This window comes from Asaia sp. A2 (assembly GCF_057319415.1).
On record NZ_JBXWTO010000002.1, the window covers coordinates 220,269 to 239,954 of the forward strand.

The 19,686-nt window shown below is 59.8% G+C and carries 22 protein-coding genes and 2 tRNA genes; 19 read left to right on the forward strand and 5 right to left on the reverse strand.

All coding sequences use genetic code 11. From position 1 onward, the window contains the following. Window positions 1–28: 28 nt before the first annotated feature. Window positions 29–316, forward strand: a complete 288-nt coding sequence (locus ACWNRM_RS03290; RefSeq protein ID WP_485169476.1) for a BolA family protein — start codon at window positions 29–31, stop codon at window positions 314–316. Next, the gene (locus ACWNRM_RS03295; RefSeq protein WP_485169477.1) at window positions 313–930 is read left to right on the forward strand and encodes a LolA family protein; all 618 of its coding nucleotides are present in this window, start codon (window positions 313–315) and stop codon (window positions 928–930) included. The genes ACWNRM_RS03290 and ACWNRM_RS03295 overlap by 4 nt, the downstream gene beginning before the upstream one ends. On the opposite strand, the gene lipB is transcribed toward ACWNRM_RS03295, so the two are convergent. Then, window positions 894–1,598, reverse strand: coding sequence for a lipoyl(octanoyl) transferase LipB (gene lipB, locus ACWNRM_RS03300; RefSeq protein WP_485169478.1), 705 nt, complete (start codon window positions 1,596–1,598; stop codon window positions 894–896). The genes ACWNRM_RS03295 and lipB overlap by 37 nt on opposite strands. A 57-nt stretch (window positions 1,599–1,655) precedes the next feature. On the opposite strand from lipB, the gene ACWNRM_RS03305 reads away from it, so the two are divergent. The 9 genes from ACWNRM_RS03305 to ACWNRM_RS03345 all read left to right on the forward strand — a co-directional run bounded on the left by ACWNRM_RS03305 (window position 1,656) and on the right by ACWNRM_RS03345 (window position 7,866). After that, a tRNA-Leu gene (locus ACWNRM_RS03305) sits at window positions 1,656–1,741 on the forward strand. 291 nt (window positions 1,742–2,032) lie between these two features. After that, complete coding sequence (gene galU / locus ACWNRM_RS03310) at window positions 2,033–2,908, forward strand: UTP--glucose-1-phosphate uridylyltransferase GalU (protein WP_485169479.1); 876 nt, start codon at window positions 2,033–2,035, stop codon at window positions 2,906–2,908. After that, window positions 2,908–4,359: a phosphomannomutase/phosphoglucomutase gene (locus tag ACWNRM_RS03315; RefSeq protein WP_485169480.1), complete on the forward strand. Its 1,452-nt coding sequence runs from the start codon at window positions 2,908–2,910 to the stop codon at window positions 4,357–4,359. The genes galU and ACWNRM_RS03315 overlap by 1 nt, the downstream gene beginning before the upstream one ends. Next, window positions 4,356–4,532: a DUF3553 domain-containing protein gene (locus tag ACWNRM_RS03320; RefSeq protein WP_485169481.1), complete on the forward strand. Its 177-nt coding sequence runs from the start codon at window positions 4,356–4,358 to the stop codon at window positions 4,530–4,532. The genes ACWNRM_RS03315 and ACWNRM_RS03320 overlap by 4 nt, the downstream gene beginning before the upstream one ends. Window positions 4,533–4,616: 84 nt before the next feature. Further along, window positions 4,617–5,345 (forward strand): double zinc ribbon domain-containing protein, encoded by a 729-nt coding sequence (locus tag ACWNRM_RS03325; protein ID WP_485169482.1) that lies wholly within the window; start codon window positions 4,617–4,619, stop codon window positions 5,343–5,345. A gap of 2 nt (window positions 5,346–5,347) precedes the next feature. After that, window positions 5,348–5,608, forward strand: coding sequence for a glutaredoxin 3 (gene grxC, locus ACWNRM_RS03330; protein ID WP_485169483.1), 261 nt, complete (start codon window positions 5,348–5,350; stop codon window positions 5,606–5,608). Next, a complete protein-coding gene (locus tag ACWNRM_RS03335) occupies window positions 5,605–6,060 on the forward strand; it encodes a DUF1178 family protein (RefSeq protein WP_485169484.1) in 456 nt (151 codons plus the stop codon). The genes grxC and ACWNRM_RS03335 overlap by 4 nt, the downstream gene beginning before the upstream one ends. 94 nt (window positions 6,061–6,154) lie before the next feature. After that, window positions 6,155–6,568, forward strand: coding sequence for a DUF2147 domain-containing protein (locus ACWNRM_RS03340; protein WP_485169514.1), 414 nt, complete (start codon window positions 6,155–6,157; stop codon window positions 6,566–6,568). A gap of 35 nt (window positions 6,569–6,603) precedes the next feature. Further along, window positions 6,604–7,866, forward strand: a complete 1,263-nt coding sequence (locus tag ACWNRM_RS03345) for a lactonase family protein (protein ID WP_485169485.1) — start codon at window positions 6,604–6,606, stop codon at window positions 7,864–7,866. A 255-nt stretch (window positions 7,867–8,121) separates the two neighbouring features. On the opposite strand, the gene ubiG is transcribed toward ACWNRM_RS03345, so the two are convergent. After that, window positions 8,122–8,871: a bifunctional 2-polyprenyl-6-hydroxyphenol methylase/3-demethylubiquinol 3-O-methyltransferase UbiG gene (ubiG, locus tag ACWNRM_RS03350; protein ID WP_062164397.1), complete on the reverse strand. Its 750-nt coding sequence runs from the start codon at window positions 8,869–8,871 to the stop codon at window positions 8,122–8,124. 157 nt (window positions 8,872–9,028) lie between these two features. Here ubiG and ACWNRM_RS03355 point away from each other — a divergent pair, with 157 nt between their 5' ends. The 6 genes from ACWNRM_RS03355 to prfA all read left to right on the forward strand — a co-directional run bounded on the left by ACWNRM_RS03355 (window position 9,029) and on the right by prfA (window position 16,525). Further along, the gene (locus ACWNRM_RS03355; protein ID WP_485169486.1) at window positions 9,029–10,276 is read left to right on the forward strand and encodes an aspartate kinase; all 1,248 of its coding nucleotides are present in this window, start codon (window positions 9,029–9,031) and stop codon (window positions 10,274–10,276) included. Window positions 10,277–10,278: 2 nt separating this feature from the next. Beyond that, window positions 10,279–11,361, forward strand: a complete 1,083-nt coding sequence (locus ACWNRM_RS03360) for an NAD(P)H-dependent flavin oxidoreductase (RefSeq protein WP_485169487.1) — start codon at window positions 10,279–10,281, stop codon at window positions 11,359–11,361. A gap of 2 nt (window positions 11,362–11,363) precedes the next feature. Next, window positions 11,364–12,791 (forward strand): helix-turn-helix domain-containing protein, encoded by a 1,428-nt coding sequence (locus ACWNRM_RS03365; protein ID WP_485169488.1) that lies wholly within the window; start codon window positions 11,364–11,366, stop codon window positions 12,789–12,791. A gap of 264 nt (window positions 12,792–13,055) precedes the next feature. After that, a complete protein-coding gene (ispG, locus tag ACWNRM_RS03370) occupies window positions 13,056–14,210 on the forward strand; it encodes a flavodoxin-dependent (E)-4-hydroxy-3-methylbut-2-enyl-diphosphate synthase (RefSeq protein WP_485169489.1) in 1,155 nt (384 codons plus the stop codon). 3 nt (window positions 14,211–14,213) lie between these two features. Further along, on the forward strand, window positions 14,214–15,458 hold the full coding sequence (gene hisS, locus ACWNRM_RS03375) for a histidine--tRNA ligase (RefSeq protein ID WP_485169490.1): 1,245 nt from the start codon (window positions 14,214–14,216) through the stop codon (window positions 15,456–15,458). Between the two features lie 2 nt (window positions 15,459–15,460). Continuing rightward, a complete protein-coding gene (gene prfA, locus ACWNRM_RS03380; RefSeq protein ID WP_023977434.1) occupies window positions 15,461–16,525 on the forward strand; it encodes a peptide chain release factor 1 in 1,065 nt (354 codons plus the stop codon). Between the two features lie 27 nt (window positions 16,526–16,552). Here prfA and ACWNRM_RS03385 read toward each other — a convergent pair whose 3' ends face one another. Further along, the gene (locus ACWNRM_RS03385; protein WP_485169491.1) at window positions 16,553–16,981 is read right to left on the reverse strand and encodes a hypothetical protein; all 429 of its coding nucleotides are present in this window, start codon (window positions 16,979–16,981) and stop codon (window positions 16,553–16,555) included. A gap of 44 nt (window positions 16,982–17,025) precedes the next feature. On the opposite strand from ACWNRM_RS03385, the gene prmC reads away from it, so the two are divergent. Together prmC and ACWNRM_RS03395 are read left to right on the forward strand one after the other, a co-directional pair. Then, window positions 17,026–17,880 (forward strand): peptide chain release factor N(5)-glutamine methyltransferase, encoded by an 855-nt coding sequence (prmC, locus tag ACWNRM_RS03390; protein WP_485169492.1) that lies wholly within the window; start codon window positions 17,026–17,028, stop codon window positions 17,878–17,880. A gap of 285 nt (window positions 17,881–18,165) precedes the next feature. Further along, the gene (locus tag ACWNRM_RS03395; protein ID WP_485169493.1) at window positions 18,166–18,567 is read left to right on the forward strand and encodes a DUF4167 domain-containing protein; all 402 of its coding nucleotides are present in this window, start codon (window positions 18,166–18,168) and stop codon (window positions 18,565–18,567) included. Between the two features lie 16 nt (window positions 18,568–18,583). Here the strand turns inward: ACWNRM_RS03395 and ACWNRM_RS03400 are convergent, their stop codons facing one another. Beyond that, entirely contained in the window at window positions 18,584–19,447 is an 864-nt protein-coding gene (locus ACWNRM_RS03400; RefSeq protein ID WP_485172150.1) for a glycosyltransferase family 2 protein, read from the reverse strand. A 56-nt stretch (window positions 19,448–19,503) separates the two neighbouring features. Continuing rightward, window positions 19,504–19,578 (reverse strand) — tRNA-Met (locus ACWNRM_RS03405). Between the last annotated feature and the right edge of the window lie 108 nt (window positions 19,579–19,686).

Here is a 19,686-nt window from a genome sequence, read left to right on the forward strand (position 1 = left end):
GGCACATTGATGCAAGGAGGGAGTGGACATGACCGAGTTGAAGGAACGCGCAGCCCGCATGAGCCGGCAATTGCAGGACGCTTTGGCACCCGCTGAGTTGACCATTCGCGATGACAGCAAACGCCACGCCCATCACGCCGGGCGCAATGGAGTCGAGGGTGACGAGACCCATTTCACCATGACGATTGTCAGCAACCGCTTTGCGGGCATGAACCGCGTGGCACGGCATCGCCTCATCAATGAAATGCTCAAGCCGGAATTCGAGAGTGGCTTGCACGCACTGTCGCTCAAGCTGCACGCGCCGGAGGAGGTATGACGGTGCGGCGCGGCCTTGCGGCGACAGGCCTAGCGATTGCTCTGGCCGGATGCGCTGTCAGCGGGACTGATGGCCTGACGGCGCAGCAAAAGGCGCAGGTGAAGCGTGTCGAGGTCTGTCTGAACGATCCGACCCCGGTTGAGGGCAGCTTCATTCAACATGGACCGCAGCAGAATAGCGGGGCAGGGCATTTTCGCTACGCCCCGGGGTCGCTTGGGCTGGATTACACCGTTCCTCACGCCATGACGCTGCGTGCAAGTGGCGCCCATCTCGTTCTTGACGACTCGCAGACGGGTGCGGTGACGCGTCTCAACCTCTCACGCAACCCGCTCGGTCTGCTGCTCCATGTTCCCGTGCGTTTCGATGGCAAGATACGTGTCACGGACATCCAGACTGCGCCGGGGGCAAGCCAGATTTCGCTCGCCCAGGCAGATAATCCCTCTCAGGGGCTGCTGACTCTGCGCTTTATCGATCAGGACAATCGGCTGCAGCTCTCATCGCTCGATGGTGTCGATGCGCGCGGCAACCGGATCCTGATCCAGCTTTCCGATATCTCTCAGGGTAAAGGTGTGACGGGTCAATCAGTCAGCGTCGGAATCGCGCCGAAGAACTGAGGCCAACAGGTGAGCAGGGCCTGATCGAGATCCCCCATGGTCAGGTCATGATCGAAGCGTCTGATGCTCGTCACGCCAAACTCACGAATGCCGCATGGCACGATACCCGAGAAATCATCGAGGTCAGGGTCGAAATTGATGGCGACCCCGTGCCACGATACCCAGCGGCTCACCCTGATACCGAGTGCCGCAATCTTCGTTTCCTCACCTGTGATGGGGTCATTGGTCCATACCCCGATTCGCCCGCACTCGGTCCGACTCTTTATGCCGAGCCGGGCAAGGCTTGCGATAATCCAGCGCTCAAGGCTCTGGACGAATGCGCGAAGATCGCGCGCCGGGGTGGGGCCGTGTGGCTGTTGCAGATCCAGCATGGCGTAGATAATTCGCTGACCGGGGCCGTGATAGGTCCATTGTCCGCCGCGACCGGCCTCGAAGGTTGGAAGGCCCTCGGGATTGATAAGGTCGCTCGCCTTGGCCGAGGTACCGGCCGTGTAGAGGCGCGGATGCTCGAGAAACCACAGCAACTCGTTTGCCTCTCCGTTTCTTATGGCAGCGGCTCTCTGCTGCATGGTTTCGAGCGCGGTTTCATACGAAACCAGCTCTTTCTCGAATTTCGTCGAGATTTTCTCAAAAATCGTCTTGTGGACGATTGCCTGGTCATCAGTCATCGGCTATAGCCCCCTTCACACGAGCGGTATCGCCCAGAGCGGCCCGCTTGTCACGATGCGGTCGTGGCGGAATGGTAGACGCGCAAGCTTGAGGTGCTTGTGGGGGCAACCCCGTGGAAGTTCGAGTCTTCTCGACCGCACCAGATGAACTGGTAGCATCCCCTTCGGGGGATGCCAGTTCCCAAACAGATCCCCTACATTAACACATCGAAAAATCTTCGGTCACGAAGTGAACTTTCATTAATGTCTCGAATTATGCTTTGAGTATCATTTGTGAAATTTTGTGCGCGCCATCACTTTGCCGAACTTGCCTGTATAACCTCGTTCCACGCAGCCAGTCATCGTGTAGGCTGCATGGCAGTTCCGGGATCGTAAATTGTATCATTACCCTCAGGACATGCTGCGCACTCAAATAGATCTAAAGGTCGGATAACGTGATCAAGCCGCTCAGAAAAGCTGTACTGCCCGTCGCAGGTATGGGAACGCGCTTTCTTCCTGCCACCAAGGCGATGCCGAAGGAGATGCTTCCCGTCGTTGATCGCCCGCTCATTCAGTATGCCATTGATGAGGCGCGCAAGGCAGGGATCGATCAGTTCTGTTTGATCACGGGTCGTGGCAAGGACAGCCTGATCGATTATTTCGATGTGGCCTTCGAGCTCGAAACCACATTACGTGATCGCGGCAAGAATGACCTTCTAAAAACTTTGCAGCCCAGTTCGATTGAAGCCGGTTCGCTCGCCGCCGTGCGTCAGCAGGAGCCGATGGGGCTCGGTCACGCCATCTGGTGTGCTCGTTCATTCATTGGTGACGACCCGTTCGCGATCCTGCTGCCTGACGATATTGTTCAGGGTGAAAAAGGCTGCGTCGCCCAGCTGGTCGAGGTTTACAACCAGACTGGTGGAAACGTGGTTGCGGTCTCGGAAGTGCCTAAAGAGCATACCAACCGTTACGGCATCCTCGACGTTGGCAAGGATGACGGCAAGCTGGTCGAGGTCAAGGGCCTTGTCGAGAAGCCCAAGCCGGAAGATGCCCCGTCGAATCTGTCCATTATCGGCCGCTATGTGCTCCTGCCTGAAATCATGACGCATCTATCCAAACTGGAGCGTGGCGCGGGTGGCGAAGTGCAGCTGACTGACGCAATGGCCAAGATGGTTGGCAATGCCCCGTTCCATGGCCTGCGCTATGAAGGCACGCGTTATGACTGCGGAGACAAGGCCGGCTACCTTGAGGCTCAGATTGCTTTCGCTCTCGAGCGCCCGGACCTGCGTGATGCCATGCGTGGCTTCATCAAGAAATACGCCGATGCCTGATGGATACTCTGTTTCGACATGAGTTCCACCCCACGATCCTGCGTGAGTATGACATACGCGGGATCGTGGGAAAAACGCTCGATGAGGACGACGCCCGGGCTTTGGGCGTCGTTTTTGCATCTGGCCTGTGTGCGGATCGTTCGGCCACAATCCTGGTCGGTCATGACGGGCGGCTCACCTCTCCCACACTTGAGAAGGCGCTGGTCGAAGGATTGATCATGGGGGGTGCGACAGTACGTCGCATTGGCTGTTGCCCCACTCCTCAGCTCTACCACGCGTCATGCTGTCAAAAGGCCGACGGGGCGATCATGGTCACGGGCAGCCATAATCCGCTCGACTATAATGGCTTCAAGATCGTTCAGCGGAACCGCCCCGTTTTTGGGCAGGGTCTTCTCGTGCTCGCGAATTCACTACGAGCGGGCATCACCCCGAATGACGGTGCTGAGGGAGGACAGGCCGGGCTGGAAGCAGCGACAGCTTATGTCGATGCCCTGCGTGCCGGCCTGCGCACCGGCGGGCGTCCTCTCAAGGTAGTGTGGGATAACAGCCATTCCTCAGCGGGTGATATCCTTGCAGCGCTCATTCGGGCTCTACCGGGGCAGCACATCGTTCTGAACGGCGAAATTGATGGGCGCTTCCCGGCTCATCATCCGGACCCGACCCTGCCGGAGGCCATGGTGCAGCTACAGACTGCCGTGTGCGAGCAAGGTGCTGATCTTGGCGTTGCTTTTGATGGTGACGCGGACCGGCTCGGTGTGGTGGATGAGCAGGGTACGTTAATTGCTGCGGATCATTTGAGCTTGCTTCTGGCGCAATCCATCCTGCGTGACACGCCCGGAGCGACGGTTCTCGGCGACGTCAAAATGTCCCGCACCTTTTTTGAAAGTATCAAAACGGCAGGGGGTAAGGGCCTTATGTGTCCAAGCGGGCACTCACACGTCAAGAATGCATTGCGTGAGACGGGGGCCGTATTCGCTGGCGAAATGTCCGGACATTTCTTTTTCGCCGACCAGTGGCCCGGTTTCGATGACGGGCTCTACGCCGCGATACGCATGATCGACTTTCTGTCGCAGCAGACGGCCCCTTTGTCAGCACTCGTTGCGTCGCTCCCCCATGCCATCTCGACGCCCGAGATAAGGTTCGACTGTCCGGATGAGCAAAAATTCGATGTAATCAACGCCGTTATCGCCCAGGCCCGCGAGAGGGATATGCGGATGACACTTATTGATGGGGTCAGGGTGGATGAGGCCAGAGGCTGGTGGCTTCTGCGCGCCTCGAACACGCAGCCAGCCCTCGTTGCGCGTGCGGAAGGGGACGATGAGACGGCATGTCAGGCCATGATGGATATCCTGGCAGATATGCTTCTGCGATCAGGTGTCGCGGCCCCTGAAGTGTTGAAACAGGATATTGGGGGCGACACTGTTCATGGAACAGGCGGAGGGATGGCATGACCCCGAGCTTCAGCTTTTATGAGCCGGGTCAGTTTGTAACCCATCCCCAGTGTCCGGAGTGGGGCGTCGGGCAGATACAAAGTGTCGTCGGTCAGCGCGTGACGATCAATTTCGAGCATCAGGGGAAAGTCCTGGTGAATACGGCATTGATCGAACTGGTCGTCATCGAGTGAACGAATCGAGGAATAATCCTCCGGCTGGATGATGGTGTTGCGCTGAAGATTGCGTTTTTCCTGCCTCGGGCGCTTGATTTCGGATTGCCGCCGACATGCCTGTCATGCGGCGCTGAAACCATGGCCAGCGGTCTCCTGTGCACCTCGTGTTTCTGCGCGCTCACGCCGGTCGGGCACGCCTGTCGGCATTGCGCGCTTCCGGTCCCATCTGCAGCGTATCTCGAAGCGGATGGCCGCTGCGCGCAATGTGCTCATACGCCATTCCCGTGGAAGACGGCACGGGCCGCCTATGTGTATGATGGGACGGCGCGCCGGCTGGTCCTTCAGTGCAAATATGGCGACCGTCTGGATATTGCGCCCTTTATGGCTCGCAGCATGGCAGGCATGATGGAGGACGAGAGCGCTCAACACAGGTTGTTCATTCCTGTCCCCTTGCACCGTCATCGTTTCTGGAAACGGCGTTTCAATCAGGCGGCCCTGTTGGCAAGACATATCATCCGGTCGTCGCCACAATGGCACCTTATACCCGATGCGCTTGTGCGGCACCGCGCCACAGCCACGTTGGCGCGGCTTGCCCCCGAAGCACGCGAGCGAGCGCTGGATGCGGCCTTTCATGTGCGGGACAGGGTAAGGCGATCGATCGAGGGTCAGCATGTCGTTCTGGTTGATGACATCTTGACCACCGGCGCAACCGCCTCCATCTGCGCAAGACAACTGCTCGGCGCAGGGGCGCAGCGTGTCGACCTTCTGGTGGCAACGCGTACCGTGAAACTGGCCAGCGATTATGATCATCACGGTGGCACTCAGGAGTAAATATGTCCAACGTAGAAATCTATACCCAGCCTGGTTGCCCTTACTGCGTGCGCGCTGTGCAGATCCTGCAATCGAAGAATGTGCCATTTCGCGAGATCAATGCCCCTCACGGCACGCAGGAGCGTGAAGAGGCGATCAGACGCTCGGGTGGCGGACGGACTGTACCTCAGATTTTTGTGGACGATCAGTGCCTTGGCGGTTGCACGGACATTATGCAGCTTGATGCATCCGGTAAACTGGATGGGCTGCTCGGTCTGGCATGATATGCTTTCGTCTGCATTGCGCATCGGGCCATGAGTTTGAAGGCTGGTTTCCCGACGGCGCCGGATTTGAAAGACAGAAAGAGGCTGGTTTTATCACATGTCCGCAATGTGGTCTCAACACGGTTGAGAAAAGCCTGATGGCCCCCGCCGTGGCACGTCGCGCGAAGCGAAAGGCTTCATCTGCGCCGTCAGTGCCGGGGCTGCAGGTGACACAGCAGGACCAGCTACACATGGCGCTCAAACGGCTGAGACATGAAATCGAGGCGCGTTGCGACGATGTAGGTGATCGATTTGCCGAAGAGGCGCTGAGGCGTCATGATGAACGTGACAACGAGGACAGCCAGACCGGTCGTGGCATTTACGGCACGATGAGCGACTCTGACAGGGAAAGGCTCGAAGATGAAGGCGTGGATTTTTCCCCGGTACCCTGGCTTGACCGCACAGAATCCTGAGCGTGCCGGAGTGCCGGGTGCAGCAGGATCCAGGCGAGGCAGCTTCTCCTTCAGGCGTCTCCCTGCCATGCTGGCGATGGCTTCGTTGATGCTCATGACAAGCCTCCCTGGACAGGCTCAGACACGAGGCGATCCGCCTGTGCCCGAAGAGGGGCTATGGCTTGCACAGGATCACGATGGCGTGTTTCTGATCGGCCATTGCGGCGATGCGCTCTGCGGCAGGTTGATCGGCATGCAATATGACGGCCCTGTTCCCAAGGATGTGTGGGGACGATCACAATGTGGGCTGGTCATGCTGACCGATTTCCGATTAATCAGTGATGAGAACGTGTGGCGGGGGCATATCCTCGACCCGGAGACAGGGCGTACCTATGACGCTCGCATCCATGCCGAATCACCGGAGGTGCTGAAGCTGCGCGGTTTCATTCTGGGTATCCCCCTTTTCGGCAAGACGCAGACATGGACCCGTTATCGCGGCAAGATCGGTCCTGAATGCAAACTGCCTTGAGCCGAATGGTCGCTTGAGGAGCTTGAGAGCATAATATGAAAACGACGATTTCCCGCCGCAGCTTTGCGTTGGGTACCCTTGGCCTGCTCGGTTGCGGCACGGCCATGGCGCAGGATGCTGCTGATCAGGCCGCGGCTGCGCCGCCACCACCGCCCAAGGCGGTTTCCAAGACCATCTGTTTTGTCGGGGGGTACACCAAGCATGCGCCTCCGGGTGGTGCCGGTAATGGTGAGGGTATTGCCGTTTTCGAAATGGACCGTCAGAGCGGCGTCCTGACGCCTGTTACCACCTTCACTGATATCGCCAGCCCGTCCTTCATCACGCTGTCGCATGACAAGCGCTTTCTGTATGCGCTGAGCGAGATCGACGATTTCAACAAGGATGGCGACGGCTCGGTGACCGCTTTCGCGGTGGATCGCAAGACAGGCTCGCTCAAGAAACTCAATGCCGTCAGCTCCGGCGGGGCTGTGCCAGCGCATCTGAGCGTGCATCACTCAGGGCGTTATGTCCTCGTAGCCAACTATATGGGGGGCTCTGTGGCTGTGATACCCATCCGGCCTGACGGGTCGCTCGGTCCGGCGACGGATGTCGTGCACAATACCGGGCCACGCCAGCCCGAGCGTGCGGCAGATAATCCCCAAGGAAATTTCGCGGTATCCGATCACTCGGGGTCGCATCCGCACATGATCCAGAGCGATCCGAGCGGCAAGTTCGTGATCGCCGATGATGCCGGCCTTGATCGTGTGTATGTCTGGACGCTTAACTTGCAGACGGGAAAGCTCGTCCCGGCCAAGACGCCTTATTACGACATGACGCCAGGCAGCGCGCCGCGTCATTTCCAGTTCAATCGCTCCGGCAAGCTCATGTACAATCTGTGTGAGCAGGACTCGAAAATTGTCGTCAGCGCTTTTGACCCGCAGACAGGGGCAATCAACAATCTGCAATCGGTCAGCACTGTCACATCGCATTTCCGTGGCAGCACGCTCGCAGCTGAAATCCTGATTTCGGCCGATGACCGCTTTGTCTATGCCTCGAACCGTTTGGGTGATTCCCTTGCCGTGTTCAAGGTGGGCGATGACGGCACCCTGACCTTGCAGGATGAAGCCTGGATGCATGCCGATTACGGTCGCGCCATGATGTTCGACCCGTCGGGCAGCTTCCTGTTCTGTGCCAATCAGCGTAGTGATGCCGTGACGTCATTCAGGATCGACAAGGCGAGCGGTCAGCTCGGCTTTACCGAAAACTTTACCCCGGTCGGAAGCCCCACCACTTTCGCCTTCATGGATACGGAAGTCTGATCCAACCGGCGGGTGCAAACTCTTTCTGCCCTCGGACCCAAAAGGAGCGGGGCGGAGATGAGGTGGCGCTCGCGGGCGGAGCGACTTTGGCTGATGCAGGGCTGATAAGGCCTCGCTCAGGCGCTGGAAAGTCACGGCACCGATGAATTCAGTGCCTTTCTGGCCCGCCGTGCTTACGGCCTAGGACCGGATTACGATACGCCCACTTAACAGGGCGAAAAGCCTGACAGCCTATAGTCTGTCAGGCCGTTGCTCTCAGTCTCGTACAAACATCGTGATGTAGTTGATGCTCGTGTCACGCGTGATGCGCCAGTGCATCGGCCGGTAGCTCATGCCGGCAACATCGATCATACGCAGGCCAACGGCCCGCCCCATTCTGTGCAGTTCCTCAGGTTTGATGAATTTCTGCCAGTCATGCGTACCGACAGGCAGCAGGCGCGCAATGTATTCGGCTCCGATCTTTGCGACAGCCAGCGAGAGCAGGGTGCGGTTGAGCGTCGATACCGCAACAAGGCCACCCGGCTTGGTCAGGGAATGGAGCAGCGCGAGGAATTCCTGTGGGTCATTGACGTGCTCGATCACCTCCAATGCAGAGATGGCATCGAAGCTCTGCCCTTCGCGGACGAGCGTCTCGGCGCTGCCATTGCGATAGACCAGCGGGCCAGTATTGTCCGGCAAGGGATGATCTGCCAGATGGGCCTGCGCCGCCCGTATGCCCTCGGGCGAGGCGTCGAGGCCCAGAACGTCATGGCCCATACGGGCATAGGCCTCGCTGGCAAGCCCGGCTCCGCAGCCAATATCGAGAAGGGAGAGCCTGCCGCCGCGCGACCCCTGCAGGCGTTTGAGATGCGCATTGACCCATTCGGTGCGCATGGGGTTCATGTCGTGCAGGGGCTTCATGGGTCCTTTCGGGTCCCACCAGGTCGCGGCAAGCTGGTCGAAATGGGCGATCTCGCGATCTGAGACGGAAGAAGCTGCGTGATCCGGCATGTTGTTTCCAGGCATACAGAAATGGGTCCGTTGTTCCAGAGTATCTGGACGGCGCGATCTGGACTTAGTATGTGACCCGCCTTTCCTTGCGCAACATCGCAGGCTGGAAAATCCGTTCCCGGCACGCTGTGATTGAACGCTTTCTGCTACGTACGGAGCCAGGTGCACAATTATGACGTCTTCAGACCAGTGCCCAACCCGGATCGTCATGAAGTTCGGCGGAACCTCAGTGGCCGATCTCGATCGTATTCGCGCGGTGGCCGAACGTGTGCGTAAGGAACGGGAAAAAGGCCATCAGGTTGCCGTCGTGGTTTCCGCCATGGCTGGCGTGACCAACCAGATGGTCGGGTATGTCAGTGCGCTCGATCCCATGGCCGACGCACGCGAATATGATGCTGTGGTGGCCAGTGGCGAGCAGGTCACGAGTGGGCTGACAGCCATCGCACTACAGGCGCTCGGTGTGCCAGCACGGTCCTGGCAGGGCTGGCAGATTCCGTTTCGTACTGATGATGCCCACGGTAAGGCGCGTATTGGCGATGTTGAAGGCGCTGCGCTGATTGCCTGCTTGGAGCAGGGTGAAGTGCCGGTCATTGCCGGGTTCCAGGGCGTCGCGCCGGGAGAGCGGATCAGCACACTGGGTCGGGGTGGCTCTGACACCTCGGCGGTGGCCGTTGCCGCTGCCATCAAGGCGGATCGCTGTGATATCTATACCGATGTCGATGGTATCTACACCACCGACCCGCGTATCGTGAAAAAGGCCAGGAAGCTGGATCGCATCACCTTCGAGGAGATGCTTGAGCTCGCTTCGGTCGGGGCCAAGGTACTCCAGACCCGCTCTGTCGGGCTGGCCATGAAAGAAAAAGTGCGCGTGCGCGTGTTGTCGAGTTTTGAACCCGAGACAGAGCTTTCGGGATCGCTGGTGGTGGATGAGGACGAGATGATGGAAAAGGAACTGGTCACGGGGATCGCCTATTCTCTGGACGAGGCAAAGATCTCGGTGAGCCGAATCCCGGACCGTCCGGGTATTGCCGCTGCCATTTTCAGCCCGTTGACCGAGGCGCGGGTGAATGTGGACATGATCGTACAAAGCGTCGGCTCTGACGGCTCGACCAACATGACCTTCACCGTACCCAAGGGTGATCAGGCGCGCGCGCTCGCCGCACTTGAGGCCGCACGGGCCGACATCCAGTATGGCGAGATCCATACAGCCAATGACGTCGTCAAGATCAGCGTCGTCGGCATCGGCATGCGCTCACATTCGGGTATGGCCAGCACCATGTTCCAGACCCTCGCGGATCGCGGGATCAATGTGCAGGTCATCTCCACCAGTGAAATCAAGATCTCGGTGCTGATCGACGCCGAATATATGGAACTCGCCATGCGCGCCCTGCACACGGCTTATGGTCTGGACGGGGAATGAGCATGACCGACACCAGCATCGATCCTGCCCGCCAGAAAGCCCGTGCCACGCTTGACCGGCTATGGGCCCCGGGTTGCCAGTTCCTTGGCACGCCAACCGCCATTCTGGGCGGTGCAATGTCCTGGGTGAGCGAGCGCAATCTCGTTTCGGCCATTTCCAATGCCGGCGGGTTTGGCGTGATTGCCTGCGGGGCCATGACGCCCGACCGTCTGGCCGAAGAAATTGCGGCCACGCAGGCTCTGACAGACAAGCCGTTTGGCGTGAACCTCATCACGATGCACCCTGAGCTCGACAAGCTGGTCGATGTCTGCATCGCAGCGAAGGTCGGGCATGTCGTGCTGGCTGGTGGTGTGCCGAGCGGGGCCACCATCAAGCAGGTGCGTGATGGTGGTGCTCGGGCAATCGGGTTTGCGCCGGCTCTGGCGCTGGGCAAGCGTCTGGTCAAGCAGGGGATCGAGGCGCTGGTCATTGAGGGTTCAGAGGCGGGCGGTCATGTCGGGCCGGTGTCCCTGAATGTTCTGGCTCAGGAAATTCTGCCCCATATTCATGACGTACCTGTTTTCGTCGCAGGTGGCCTGGCGCGTGGGGATGCCGTTCTGGGTTATCTGGAGCAGGGCGCATCCGGTGCGCAGCTGGGCACGCTTTTTGCTGCCAGCAGCGAGAGCATCGCGCATGAGGCCTTCAAGAAGGCCTTTGTGCGAGCGGCGGCACGTGATGCCGTAACATCCAACCAGATTGACGAACGCTTTCCGGTCATTCCGGTGCGCGGGCTGAATAATGCTGGCACGCGCCGTTTCATGGCCCATCAGGCGGCGACGCTGGGCCGGTTCACCTCGGGCGAACTGACCAAGGAAGAAGCCCAGCTTGAAATCGAGCACTTCTGGGCCGGTGCGCTGCGCCGCGCCGTGATCGAAGGCGATGTGGAGGAAGGCTCGGTGATGGCCGGGCAGTCCGTTGGCATGGTCAAGGCCATTCGCCCGGTTGCCGAGATTCTGCATGATCTGGTTGAGCAGGCGGTTGACGCGCTGGTTGCAAGAGACGCCCGTACAGGGCATCCTGCGCCCTCAGAGTTTGCAGTCGGGTAATCATGCCAGATAAGACCACAGACCGTATTCCCGGATGGCAGGGCAGCGCGGGCGAGGGGGCACGCGGGGTCGGGGTTGATCTGCGCGCCCGACGTGAGGAGCTCGGATGGGCCCTGCCTGACGTGGCCGGGTGGTTGCGTATCCGCGAGAGTTATCTGCTGGCCCTCGAAGAGGGGAACATGGCGGTCTTTCCGGGCAGCGCCTACGCCTTGGGTTTTCTGAGGACCTACGCCCAGGCCGTGGGCATGGATCCCGATCAGGCCGTTGCACGGTTTCGCCACGATACCCGCGGTGCCTTTGACCGCAAGACCGAACTGAGTTTCCCCGAGCCTGTCTCGGAGCGCGGGGTGCCTGTGGGTCTCTGGGTGGGGGCAGGACTGGCCGTTCTGGTCGGGACCTATATCGGCTATTATCATTTCTTCGGCTCGGAGCCCGCGCCGACGCATCAGATGCCGCCGGTGGCAGAGATCATGCCCGGTGTGACGCAACATGGCACGACGTCGCCGCAGATTGCAGCCGTCATGCCAGAGCAAGGGCTTGCGCCATCGCCTCAGACGCCGTCATCCCGGATGGCCGGCGCTGTGCCAACAGCACCTTCAGCCGCGACGTCGCAACCGCCCGTCGGCAATAGTGTGCAGCAGGGGGCAAACGGTCAGCCCCCTGTTTCCAGCGCGCCTATGACAGGGCAAATGCCGTCTGCCCTTGGCCCCGGCCCTCAGGGCGCAACACCCGGAACGCAGTCCGGACAGGCCAGTTCAGGGCAGTCCGCTTCGGCTGGTTCTGTTCCCACGCCGGGCCAGATCGGCCCTGGGTCGAACACAAACGCCCAGACGGTGGCTGATCAAGGCACGACAGGGCAGGGTAGCTCGACGCAGAACGCTGCTTCGACCGCAGTACCCTTGCCGGGTGGTGCGGTGACGCCAATTTCGAGCGTGGCTGCCAACATGATCGGACTTCATGCCGCCGCCGATGCGTGGGTGTCGATACGTGACAGGAATGGCGCGACCGTTTTCAGCCGGGTGCTCAAATCCGGTGAAACCTGGCAGGGCCCCGCCGATGCCGGGCCTTATCGCATGACGCTCGGCAATGCGGGTGGCCTTACGCTTTCGGCCGGTGATGTCACAACATCCGCCCTTGGGCGTGTCGGGGCGGTACGGCGTAACCTCGTCGTGACGGCTGACGCGATCCGTGATGGGCAGCTCGGGCAGGATAGCAGTGGCATCGCCGCAAGCACTGCGCCTGTGGCCCCGGTAACGCATAATGATGGCAACGATGTCGTCAGTGCCACGGCGGACTTGAAAAACACTGCTGCGACCCCAAAAGTTACGGCACCGGTGCATCGCGCGAGCCCGCCCGCCAGTACGTCGCATGAGTCGGAAACTGACCGCCTCAACGCGCGACAACTGGAACAGACGGCTCAGCCGCGCTAAAGCACCACCACCGATGCCTGTCGGGCATGAGGTTCTCCTCCTTTCCGACACGCATTGCTGCAGAAGACTATGGACGACTAACGAGGCCTGACGCCGTAAAATGCGGACGGTGCTCACAGGAGACGGGCAGAAAGCGATGCCTCAGGGCGTCTTGTTCTGGCCAGCATGACACAGACACGGGGCGGCGTTCTGGAACAGGGTTCCGGCGAAGCCCCCGGTTGACACCGCCCACCGGGGACCGTCAACCGATACGGAGACGAGATTATGAGCGGATATCGCCCCTACCAGTATATCGAACGTCGCAAGTCCCGTCAGATTCATGTTGGCAAGGTCGCTGTCGGCGGTGATGCGCCGATATCGGTCCAGACAATGACCAACACGCTTACTTCGGACGCCAAGGCAACGATCGAGCAGATCCGTCTGTCGGAAATTGCCGGCGTGGATATCGTTCGTGTGTCGTGCCCCGATGAGGAGAGCACCGCCGCCCTGGCCGAGATCGTGCGCGAAGTGAACGTGCCGATCGTGGCGGATATTCACTTCCATTATAAGCGCGCGATTGAAGCAGCCAAGGCCGGAGCGGCCTGCCTGCGTATCAATCCGGGTAATATCGGTAGCGCCGAGCGTGTGCGGGAGGTCGTGAATGCTGCACGCGACTATGGCTGTTCCATCCGTATCGGCGTCAATGCCGGGTCGCTTGAGAAGCACCTGCTCGAGAAATACGGTGAGCCCAACCCCGACGCACTGGTCGAGAGTGCGCTTGAGCATGCCAAGATCCTTCAGGACCATGACTTTCACGAATTCAAGATCAGCGTGAAGGCATCTGATGTGTTCATGGCGGTTGCGGCTTATCAGCAGCTTGCCGAAGTGTGCGATCACCCGCTGCATATCGGCATCACGGAAGCCGGATCGAAGCGCGCGGGTACCGTGAAATCCTCCATCGGTCTGGGCAATCTGCTCTGGGCAGGCGTGGGTGACACGATGCGCGTCTCGCTTTCTGCGCCTCCGGAAGAGGAAGTGCTCGTTGGCTGGGATATTCTCAAGTCGCTCGGTCTGCGCCATCGTGGCGTGAAGATCATTTCCTGCCCGTCCTGTGCGCGTCAGGGTTTCAACGTGGTCGAGACGGTGCAGACCCTCGAAGACCGCTTGCAGCACATCAAGACGCCGCTGACGCTCTCCATCATCGGCTGTGTCGTGAACGGCCCCGGTGAGGCGCTGATGACCGATCTGGGCGTGACCGGTGGTGGCGCTGGCCGTCACATGGTCTATTCGGCGGGCAAGCAGGATCATCGCCTGAACGAAGGTCAGGACATGATCGAACATATCGTCGACCTCGTGGAAGAACGCGTGGCGAAGATTGAAGCTGAAAAAGCCGCGCAGGAAGAGGTCGAAAAGGCCGAGGCCGCGCTGGCGGGCGCCTGAATCATGAGTCAGTTGCAGCCTGTTCGCGGCACACATGACCTGATTGGCGATGCCGCGCGCCGCCACGCCCACGTGGTGGATACGGCGCGTGAGGTCACACGTCGCTATGGCTACGAAGAGTGGTCGACGCCGATTTTCGAGGATACGCGCGTGTTTTCCCGCACGCTGGGCGATACCTCGGATGTCGTGACCAAGGAAATGTACACCTTCGAGGATCGCGGCGGCGACAGCCTGACCCTGCGCCCTGAAGGAACAGCGGCGATCTGCCGTGCCTTCGTGACCAATGGTCTGACGCAGGCTCTGCCGCAGCGCGTGTTCTATAACGGGCCGATGTTTCGCTACGAGCGCCCGCAGAAGGGACGCTTCCGCCAGTTCCATCAGATAGGGGCCGAGCTTCTCGGCGCCACTGATCCGCTGATGGACGCCGAAACCATCGCTATGGCGCACGCCATACTCAAGGCGCTGGGTCTGGGCGATGCCGTGACGCTTGAAATCAATACGCTGGGTGATCTCGATAGCCGACAGGCCTGGCGTGAGGCCCTCGTGGCCTATTTCAAGGCCCATGAGAGCGCGCTTTCGGATGAGAGCCGCGCCCGCCTCGAAGCCAATCCACTGCGTATCCTCGACAGTAAATCAGCGCAGGACCGGGCGCTTCTGGAGGAGGCTCCGAAATTTGGTGCCTATCTGAACGAGGCATCGCGCGTTTTCTGGGATGATCTGCGTCGTAAGCTTGATCTGTTTGGCGTCGGTTTTGTCGAGAACCCGCATATTGTGCGCGGGCTCGATTATTACAGCCATACGGCCTTCGAGTTCGTCACCGATCGTCTGGGCGCGCAGGGCACTGTTCTGGCTGGCGGGCGCTATGAAGGGCTGGTCGCGCAGATGGGCGGTCCTGCCACACCGGCTATCGGCTGGGCAGGTGGAATCGAACGTCTGGCGCTGCTGATCGAGGCCGCCCCTGTTCAGCCGCGTCCTGTCGCGGTGCTCCCCACCGGTGAGGCAACGCTTGCTGCCGCCATCACAGCCGCACAAACTCTCCGCAATGCCGGTCTCGCTGCCGAGATCGAGACTCGTTCCTCGCTGAAAAAGCGCATGGAGCGTGTGGTGAAGTCTGGCGCGGCTCATATGGTGTTGGTGGGCGAGGACGAGTTGGCACGTGGTGCCGTGACCGTGCGCGATCTGGGCAAGCGTGAGCAGACCGAGATTGCGCTCGACGCCCTCGCGGATCATTTCCTGAAAGCGCAGTAATCGTGGCACTGGATGACAGGCTGGAGCGTATCGTCGCCCGGTCGGATGAATTGCAGGCCCTCATGTCGAGCGGCGAGATACAGGGTGAGGAATTCGTGCGGGCCTCGCGCGAGTTTGCCGAACTTGAGCCCGTCGTGTCATCCATCCTCGCCTATCGTCGTGCGGAAAGCGCCCACAAGGACGCTCAGGCCATGCTGGACGACCCCGAGATGCGTGAACTTGCGCAAGGCGAGATCATGGAGATCGAGGGTCAGCTGGAGGGGCTGCACCAGCAGGTACGGCTTGCGCTGCTGCCGCGTGACGAGGCCGATGAACGCAGTGCCATTCTCGAAATTCGCCCGGCGGCGGGTGGAGACGAGGCGGCGCTTTTCGCGGCCGAGCTTTTCGGAGCCTATAAACGGTTTTCGGATCTGCATGGCTGGCGCTTCGAGGTCATGGAATATGACGAGAGCGACCTGTCGGGCCTGCGTGAAGGCGTCGCTACCATTTCGGGGCGATCGGTATTTGCCCGCCTGAAATACGAGTCCGGCGTGCATCGTGTGCAGCGTGTTCCGGCCACGGAAAGTCAGGGCCGTATTCATACTTCCACCGTGACTGTGGCGATCATGCCGGAGGCGGAAGAGGTGGACGTGGCCATTGATGAGGGTGATCTGCGTATCGATGTCTATCGCGCTTCAGGCGCCGGTGGGCAGCATGTCAACAAGACCGAGAGCGCGGTGCGTATCACCCACATGCCTAGCGGTATTGTGGTGGCCATGCAGGAAGAGAAAAGCCAGCACAAGAACAAGGCCAAAGCCATGAAGATCCTTCGGGCGCGCCTTTACGAAATGCAGCGTGCCCAAGCGCATGCCAGCCGTGCGGCCGATCGTAAATCCCAGGTTGGCACCGGTGATCGCTCGGAGCGCATCCGGACCTATAATTTCCCCCAGGGCCGGGTGACGGATCATCGCATCAATCTGACCCTGCACAAGATAGACCGGGTTATGCTGGGCGAGTTTGACGAGATTGTTGATGCCCTGACGCAGGAAGAGCAGACAGCCCTTCTGGCGGCGGAAGGGCTCAACTGAAGTAAGAGAGAGACGCTGGCTGCAGCCTCAGCTTACAGGCGAAGCGCAGATATCGGCGTGACCGGGGTGATGTTTGGCAATCTCGGGATCATTCGGCTCGCGCAGGAAAAAATCAGTGAAGTTTTCATCGCCCAGGGCGAGCAGGTGATGCCCCTCGGGGTGATGAAGCGTTCCCTGACTGCTGACCTGATGGGTTTCCGATCGTCCTTCGGCGTTGATAACCGTGATCTGGCCGCAAAGGGCATAGTCATGATTGACGCGGCCCAGAGGGATTTCGATCTTTTTTGTCAGGCTTGGTGTCTTGTCATCGAGGCGGAAGGTCGCGGCGAGTGACCCGTCGATATAGAGGCGTGAAACCTCAGACACTTCTATGGGCGCGCGGTCATCTGTAACAGTGAAGCTCTCGGCCAGTGCGACGGTTGGGCTTAGCATGACGAAGACGGTCAGCAGGGGCATGATCTTTCTCATCCCCGTATCATAAGCCGTTTCAGGAGTAGGCAGTGAGCGGTAATCCATCACTTCTCAGACAAGTTCTTGATGAGACCGCCAGGCGGCTGGACAGCGCCGGGATTGAGGCGGCACGGATGGAGGCGCGTCGGCTCGTATGCTGGGCGCTTGCCTGTGATGCCTCTGCGCTCCTGACACGAGACGTCGTACCGGTCTCCGCAATGGCCAGACTGGAATCGGGCGTCACGCGCCGTTGCGCGCGGGTGCCTATGGCGCTGATCGAGGAAGAGGCCGGGTTCTGGAACCTGACCCTGGACGTGTCGCCCCATACGCTTATCCCGCGTGGTGACAGCGAGACGCTGATCGAGGCCTTGCTCGATTTGAGACCCGACCGGGACAAGCCGCAGCATGTGCTTGACCTCGGTACAGGCACCGGATGTCTGCTTCTGGCGGCGCTGAGTGAATATACGGCCTCTTTTGGTGTCGGGGTGGATCTGTCTCCGGATGCTGCCGCCCTGGCACAGCGCAACGCCATCAGGAACGGGTTGGTGCAACGCAGCGCCTTTCTGGCTGGCAGCTGGACCGATGCACTGACGGGCCGTTTTGAGATCATCCTCAGCAATCCGCCTTATATTCCGGCGGCCGATATTGCCGGATTGATGCCAGAGGTGCGTGATCATGAGCCCATGCGCGCTCTTGTGGGCGGCGATGATGGGCTGGAGGCGTATCGGGCGATCATGCGTCAGATGTCGCGCCATCTTGCACCGGGTGGGTTGCTTGTTCTGGAAATTGGGCAAGGACAGGAGGATGACGTCACAGCGCTTGGGGCAGGGCAGGGACTGTCGCTGCGTGAGGCGAGACGAGATCTTGGGGGGATCATTCGTGCCCTTTGCTTCGAGCCTGTATGATCTCTCTGGCGGGTTTGCAGGAAAAACCATTGGCAGTGTGTTCCAAACTTGCTAGCTTGCGTTGATCGGTCTGTTGAGATCACCGGTGTACTCATCGGCAGAACAGGCCGTTTTCCGCGATTTCGCAATGATCCTCGTGATCGGGCTGTGCGGAGTAGTGGCCTGATCCTGTAATCCGGCCTGCAATAGACAAACCAAGGGTCATTCATTCCCTGCAATCACGCCGAACCTGTGCTCTGCCGGGTCGGGATTGCGAATACGAAAGTGCTACGCGGATCCATGAATATGAAACGTATGAGAAGCCGTCACCATCGTCCGAGCGGTGGCGGGTCGCGTCATTCAAATGGCCAGACGCCCCTGAACCGTAACCACGTGTTCGACAGCAATGGCCCCGATATGCGTGTGCGCGGTACGGCCCAGCAGCTTTTCGAGAAGTATCTCCAACTTGGTCGTGATGCGACGGGCACGGGTGACCGTATCCTGGCAGAAGCCTACTTCCAGCATGCCGAGCATTATTTCCGTATTCTCAACGCCATGACCCAGGCGGCGCAGCAGAGCCAGATGGAGCGCCAGGAGCGTCACCAGCAGCGCGCCCGCGCCCAGCAGGATCAGGATGACCGCCGTCAGGGCGATGAGTCCGGTGCTGAAGGTGAATCTGAGGAAGTCGTTGAGGAAACGGCTGAGTAATTCTGGCTCGATCCGTTTAGAACAGGCCCCTGAACCTTTCGGGCAGGGGCCATAGACGATCGCCCGACAGGCTCAGGTCGATAGGGTAGGGGTCGTGAACTCGATCCGGTGCCTCACGATTGATTCTCTCTCGCCACGTAAGCAGGGTGGGGTCATTGCTTTCGAGCGTTGAGCCCTCTTCTGTTAACCCGGCCATGGAGGCCAGCATGGTCTTCCAGGCATTATCCGCCATACGTTGGTGGCTCCCCGCATTGTCGCTGCACCAGGGTTGGGTACGGGTGCGACGCAGTCGGTCCAGCCCGGCATTCAGATCGCTGTAGCGCAGATGAAACAGCATCAACGCCGGATCGGGGCTAGGGAGGCTTTCCTGTACGCTGTGAAAGCCCGGAGACCATGTCACGGGGGATCTGATCAGGCACGGCTTGCACATGGCGGCTGAGAAGCGCAGCAGGCGACGTTGCTCTGAAATAGGGCGTGTAAAGTCGACTGATGGTTCCATGTCGGCCTTGTGCAGGACATCGAACCCCGTAGCGGTCAGACATGGGGCCTGACGGGCTTCTGACAGGTCCATAAGAGAGCCGAAACAGGCGGGATCTGCCACGACCATCTCGTCGACATCGCAATACAGAACTGTATCATACCATTCGAGCAGCCCGGCGCAGACAGCGCTGATGGCGCGCGCACGTCTGGCATCATCCTGCGCAGAGCGAGGGATTTGCAGGCGATTGGCACCGATCGAGGTTGTAGAGCCATCATCCGACCCATGGTCGATAACATAGCAGCGCTGCAAGCCAACCATGTTGCCATAATGGCGTAGCCAGACCGGAAGAAAAACCGGTTCGTTATAAACCATCGTGACCGCTGCAAGTGGCGCTTTCATAAGCGTCATTTAGGCAGGAAGGCGATGGATGTCCATGTAGGGAATTACCGGTCGGATGGTAGCGGCGGACGGATTTGAACCGCCGACCAAGGGATTATGATTCCCCTGCTCTACCGCTGAGCTACGCCGCCATCGCGACCGGTGGGCGTGGAATTAAAAGGGTTGGGCGGATGTGTCAACACTCTGCCGGGAGGTTTTTGCGCGGATCGTGTTTTTACCCGGTGGGCAGTCTGTGGCAT